Genomic DNA, 5,524 nt, shown 5'->3' on the forward strand with positions numbered 1-5,524 from the left:
CTCCCAGAACCCCGCAGCCTGCCCCCGGAACAGCTCGGCGTACCGTCCCGACGGCAGCCTCATCAGCTCCTCATGCGGCCCTTCCTCGCGCACCGCACCCCCGTCAAGCAGCACGATCCGGTCCGCCGGACGAACCTCGCTCAGCCGGTGCGAGATCAGCAGCCGGGCCCGTCCCTGCCCCAACCCCCGGATCACATGGGCCACTTCGGCCTGAGCATCCGGATCGAGCCCCGACGTCGGTTCATCGAGCACGAACAGGTCCCGGTCCGCCCGCAGCAACGCCCGGGCCAGTGCGACCCGTTGCCACTGTCCGCCGGAGAGCACGACACCGCTGTCCCGGTCGTTCGCCCCGAAGAACCCCCGGGTCAGCATCGTGTCGTACCCGGCCGGAAGACTCGCGAGGACCTGGTGCACCCCCGCCTCGCGCGCGGCTTCGACGACCTCCGAGCCGGGTGAGCCGTCGGGAGTGCGAACGGCCAGCGCCGGATCGCCGAGCGCGATGTTCTCCGCCGCCGTCATCTCGTATGAGACGAAGTCCTGGAAGACGACACTGAGCCGGTCCCGCAGCGACTCGGGCGTGAACTCCCGCAGATCCGTGCCGTCCCACAGGATCCGCCCCCGTTCGGGGTCGTAGAACCGGCAGAGCAGTTTGACCAGCGTGCTCTTGCCAGCCCCGTTCACGCCGACGAGACCCACGCTCTCCCCGGCGCGCACCGTCAGCGTCACGCCCCGCAGCACCCACGGCAGATCCGGGGCGTAACGGAACCACACGTCATCGAGGACGATCCGGTCGCGCAGGGGTCCCGCGACCCGCCGCGCCGTGCCGGGCCGTGCGCCGCCCTCGGCCACGGCCACGTACTCGGCGAACACCAGCAGATGCTGATGGCCGTTGGCCACCGCCGTGACCGCCGAGCCGAGTCCGCCCTGTACCGAGGCCACCGCCGCGAGGAACACGGAGAGGTCCCCGACCGTCAGCGTCCCGGCCGACACCCGGCCCACCGCCCACAGCAGTCCGCCGCCCGCGATACCCGAAGCGAGCAGTGTGGGCAGCGAGTTGACGCTCAGACGCCGTACGTCGAGCCGGTGCCGGATCCGGTTGACGGCCCGCCGCTCGACGAGCATGCGCTCCCGCAGCACATCCCCGGTGCCGAACAGCCGTATCTCCTTGGCCGCCGTCGTACCGCCGAGCAGCGTCGAGAAGAACGCCTCGCGGCGCTCGCCTGCCGTGACACCCGCGAACGCCGCGGCTGTCGCCCGGGCCAGCCGTAGCTCCGCGACCAGCTTCGGTACGGCACCGAGCAGCACCAGTCCCGCCAGGACCGGGCTGATGACGGCCAGCATCCCGGCGAACCCCACCAGCGTCCACCCCGACCGCAGCACGATCAGCGCGCACTGCACCAGCTGTACGGGGGTGTCCTGGCCGGACTGCTGGGCGAGCCGGAGCCGGTCGAGCCGTACCGGATCCTCGTACAGGTCCAGGCCCGGGTGGGCGTTGACCGCACGGAACAGCCGGTCCTGCGCGGTCAGCGCCACGGCCCGGGTGAGCACGCCCTGGCAGAGATCGTCGACGTACGGCAGGAGCGCGAGCAGCACGCCGATCGCGGCCAGGGTCGCGGCGGTCGCGGTGACCTCGCGCGTCCCGTGCCCGGTGAGCGAGTCGATCAGCTGCTTGGTCAGCCAGGCCGCCGCGATCGGCCCGGTGGCCTCGACCATGGCGAGCAGCAGGGTCGCCATGAGGGCGCGGCGGTGCGCGCCGAGCGCGAGCCGCAGCGCGGTGGCCGCGACCCGGGACCGGGACACGGGGTGCTGTGCCGGGTGCGTCATACGACCGGCCGGCCCACGATCCCCGCCTTGGCGATGAGCTCCGGCGCGCTCACCGCCGACCAGCGGATCGCCACGCCGTCGCCGGTGTCGTCGAGACCGCAGACCAGGGGCAGCCCGTCCACCCGGAACGTGGTGATCCACGACTGGATCCAGGGGTCCTTCGGGCCGCCGACGATGACCCGGGCCACCGGTTCCAGGGCCTTTGTGAAGCGTGCGTTGTCGTCGTCGGTGCCCTCGGAGAGGACGGCGACGACACGTTCGCTGCCGCCGGGCTCGTCCATGGCCCTCGTGACGACCAGCGGCAGCAACTGCTCGCAGGGCTCGCAGCCCGGTGCGAAGAAGGCGACGAGCGCGGGCCGGGTGCCGTCCGGTATGTCCACCATCGCGTCGGCGGTCATCCGGTGGGCGTCGGTGATGCCGGTGACCGGGGCGGGCGCCGCGTCGGCCGGGCGGGCCTCGATCTCCTTGAGCCGGCGGATGACGCCGTACAGGAGAAGGAGATTGAACAGACCGAGGAGCAGGCCGAGTACGGAGAGACCGAAGGACACAAGGACTCCTACGGGAGGTCGGTGGAGCGGGCGGTGGAGGCGGTGGGCGCGGTGAACAGATCGGCGATGTCGTCCAGGCCGATCACGACGACGGCCAGCACCGCACCCGCGGCCACGGACACGACCAGATCGCCGCCGGTCGCCCGCCCCGGACCGGAGCCGGTGACGACCAGGGCGCCGACGGCGGCCAGCAGCAGTCCGGTGTTCCTGACCAGGTGCAGTACGCCGAGAGGGCGCCCGGTGCGGCCGAAGCAGGCGCACGTCACGGGCGGACCGCCGCCGCGTACCGCCCGCACCACGCCGATGGTGAGCGCGGCAAGGACCAGCGAGGCCAGGAGCAGCCCGATGACACCGGCCCGCGTGCCGGGCAGCAACAGCAGGCCCGCGGCCACGCCTTCGACCGTGATGGTCGCGTACGCGAGCGGGCGGCGCATGCCGGCAGTGCCAAGGCCCATGTCGGCGAGCGTGGTGAGGAACGCACGGAATCCGGCGGGCCGTGCCTTGCCCACGGCGGATGCGGCGAGGACGACGGCGACCAGAATGTGGCAGACCGTCGAGAGCGCGGCGGCCATGGCGCTCACCCCGCGAGCAGCTGCCGGTGCAGCCGGCCCAGACAGGCATCGGGTTCGGTGCCGAGTTCGCGGCGGAAGACGGTCCGCGCCGACTCGAACGCGTCGGTCACACGTCCTGGTTCGCCGAGGTGGTGATGGGCGTTCAGGACGAGCAGCCAGCTGCGGATGCGCAGCGGCTCCGCGGCGAGCACCTGCCCCGCCGTACGCAGTGCGGAGTGCGGCTGGCCGACGCCGAGCCAGGCATCGGCCAGATCCTCGGTGGCGCGGATGCGCTCGGCGTCCAGGGTGCGCAGCGGGCCGTCGAGCATGCCGTACCGCTCGACTCCGGGCGCCGCGTGGTCCGAACTCCACAGCGCCAGCGCGGCGTTGAGCAGCTCGATCGCCCGGGGCGGGTCGTCGGTGACCGCGCTGCGGCCCCGGTCGGCGAGGCGCTCGAACACCAGGTGGTCGACGGCGTCCGGCGCGATGCGGAGTTCATAACCGCCCTGGTAACTGATCAGCGGGGTGGCCACCGGTAACCGTCGGCGCAGGAGATGGGCGTACGAGCGCAGGTTCGCGACGGCGGAGCGCGGCGGCTCGCCCGCCCACAGGGCGTCCATCAGGTTCTCCAGGGACACCACGCTCCCGGGCCTGAGCAGCAGCGCGGTGAGCAGTGCGCACGGCTTGATGCCGCGAAGTGGCCCCGGGTGTGCGCCGTCGCTGATCTCGATCGGCCCCAAGATGCGTATCAGCGGTGCCTGCACCTGCACTCCCCCTCTGTGACACGTGGTCGGCTTGGGCGCACACCGTATTATCGAAGCGCTTCGAACGTAACCCTGCTGCAACAGCCAGTGGATTGAACGCGCTCTGTTTGCCGATGAGTTGAAGAGGGGTCTGATCATCGAAGCGCTTGACCCGCCTCCGGGAACACAGCGGAGCTCCCGCTCCCACTGCCGAATGATGTCCGCGAACAACATTTCCGCGGACAATGGACATGGGAGTGTTCTCGGATCCGGACACCGTGAGGAACAGGCCGTGCGGCCGGGGCGCCCGCTGCTCGCGGGGGCCCGTGTCAGGGCGGCGGGGGCCGTGGCCGCCAGCAGCGCGGCGGCGAGCAGGGCAAGGGTGAAGCGGGCCACTACGGGGCAGATCCGGACTTATGGGGACGTACCTCAAGGCGGAGTGCCTGTTTCGGCTCCCGCTTGGACGACAACATTCACCGTCTCCATCTACCAGCGGCACCGCAGCACGGAATCTTGGTCCTGGCCCGGCACGACGGACCCGATGGTGCGCTTCGTCACCGAGCCGCCTCTCTCTCCTGCCCCTGACGCCTCCTGCCCGAAAGCCGCAGTGTGACCTCGGGGGAAGCCCCCGGTGGACATGAACGACGACCACCTCGCCGCCTGGCTCCTCGACGTGCACGGCAACCCGGTCGGGGAACCGCAGCGCTACTTCTACGACCTGAGCGGCACCGTTGTGCATCGGGACGCGCAACTGCGGCACGCGCTGACCCGGCTGCTGCATCACGCCCGGCGCTGTGGTGCCGCCGTGATCGCCGTCGAGGACCTCGACTTCACCGACGGGACCAGCCGATGCGATCGACAAGTCATCGTTCGATTCATCGAACCCCAGGTATCGTGCGGACTACATGCGCGCCGTCGCCTCCACCGCCAAAAAGTACGGAGCGGCCCCGGTCTACTGGGACAACGGCGAAACCGGACGATACGGGTTCGGGCTGTTCAACCGACACTCCCATGCGGTGACCCAGCAGGGCATTATCGACGCCATCATGAGCGGCGTTGGTGGCGGTGGTGCCAGCCCGGGCCTACCGTCTGCCACCTACAAGATCAAAAACGTGTCGACGGGCAAGTACCTGGACTCGGACACGAACGGCGCGATCATCCTCGCCGCCGCCGGCTCGTACGACGACCAGGACTGGGTCGTCACGCAGCACTCCTCCGGCGCTTGGACGATCAGGAACGCCAGAACCGGGCGGTTCTACGCCGACTCCGAACCGAACAACGCCGTCATCTGGAACTCCGGCGAAGTCACCCCAGATTCGCTCTGGAGGCTCGAATCAGCCTCCGGAGGATTCCGGCTCAACAACGAACAATCCGGCAGGCACTTCATGTACGGAACCTCGGCCGGCGAAGTGAAATGGAACACCGGATCGACCGACAACAGTACAATCTGGTCCTTCGAACGCAAGTAGCCAAAATCCAAGAAGATCAGCCTCGATCGTCCATGAGTCCTCGTCGGTTTCCCGACGGGGGCTCTGTATTTGTGTGGTGCGGTCGACGTCGGCATGCTGCGGGCCGAGCCGGCTGTGTCCGCCCCCCGGGGCGCTCGTGAACACCGGCCGCCGCCGCTGCCTCCGCCTGCCCGCACGATGGCCGGGACCGGCGTCATCCCCCACGCACTCGGCTGGCTCCACGCCCTGCCGAACCCCGGCACCTGCTGGTGCGCCTGGGCGACCGGGCCACCGGCAAACGCCGCCGCGGACGGCGCGATCATCCTCGCCGCCGCCGGCTCGTACGACGACCAGGACTGGGTCGTCACGCAGCACTCCTCCGGCGCTTGGACGATCAGGAACGCCAGAAC

Annotated in this window: 6 protein-coding genes and 1 pseudogene; 3 read left to right on the plus strand and 4 right to left on the minus strand. The window is 70.3% G+C overall.

Features of this window, described 5'->3' with window-relative positions; translation table 11 throughout:
• From C1J00_RS37340 to C1J00_RS37355, 4 genes are all read right to left on the minus strand, one after another.
• Positions 1 to 1,824: ABC transporter ATP-binding protein (locus tag C1J00_RS37340; protein ID WP_102913351.1), on the minus strand; the 1,824-nt coding region annotated here is incomplete at its 3' end.
• Complete coding sequence (locus C1J00_RS37345; protein ID WP_102913352.1) at positions 1,821 to 2,372, minus strand: thioredoxin domain-containing protein; 552 nt, start codon at positions 2,370 to 2,372, stop codon at positions 1,821 to 1,823. The genes C1J00_RS37340 and C1J00_RS37345, both read right to left, overlap by 4 nt.
• Before the next feature lie 8 nt (positions 2,373 to 2,380).
• Complete coding sequence (locus C1J00_RS37350) at positions 2,381 to 2,944, minus strand: MauE/DoxX family redox-associated membrane protein (RefSeq protein ID WP_102913353.1); 564 nt, start codon at positions 2,942 to 2,944, stop codon at positions 2,381 to 2,383.
• A 5-nt stretch (positions 2,945 to 2,949) separates the two neighbouring features.
• Positions 2,950 to 3,687, minus strand: coding sequence for an AfsR/SARP family transcriptional regulator (locus tag C1J00_RS37355; protein WP_180989841.1), 738 nt, complete (start codon positions 3,685 to 3,687; stop codon positions 2,950 to 2,952).
• A gap of 595 nt (positions 3,688 to 4,282) precedes the next feature.
• On the opposite strand from C1J00_RS37355, the pseudogene C1J00_RS47380 reads away from it, so the two are divergent.
• The 3 genes and pseudogenes from C1J00_RS47380 to C1J00_RS37365 all read left to right on the plus strand — a co-directional run.
• Positions 4,283 to 4,516 (plus strand): annotated as a pseudogene (locus tag C1J00_RS47380) (IS200/IS605 family accessory protein TnpB-related protein); the annotation flags it as partial.
• Positions 4,517 to 4,571: 55 nt separating this feature from the next.
• On the plus strand, positions 4,572 to 5,135 hold the full coding sequence (locus C1J00_RS37360; protein ID WP_102913355.1) for an RICIN domain-containing protein: 564 nt from the start codon (positions 4,572 to 4,574) through the stop codon (positions 5,133 to 5,135).
• A 177-nt stretch (positions 5,136 to 5,312) separates the two neighbouring features.
• Positions 5,313 to 5,524, plus strand: a 212-nt coding sequence (locus C1J00_RS37365) for a hypothetical protein (RefSeq protein ID WP_146046331.1), incomplete at its 3' end; no start/stop codon positions are given.

The organism is Streptomyces cahuitamycinicus (assembly GCF_002891435.1).
In the GTDB taxonomy this organism is placed as follows: Bacteria; Actinomycetota; Actinomycetes; order Streptomycetales; family Streptomycetaceae; genus Streptomyces; species Streptomyces cahuitamycinicus.

Excerpts from the sequence above, each read along its gene's own strand:
- C1J00_RS37350 (WP_102913353.1), bottom strand. The coding sequence starts at position 2,944 with ATGGCCGCCGCGCTCTCGACGGTCTGCCACATTCTGGTCGCCGTCGTC.
- C1J00_RS37360 (WP_102913355.1), top strand. The coding sequence starts at position 4,572 with ATGCGCGCCGTCGCCTCCACCGCCAAAAAGTACGGAGCGGCCCCGGTC.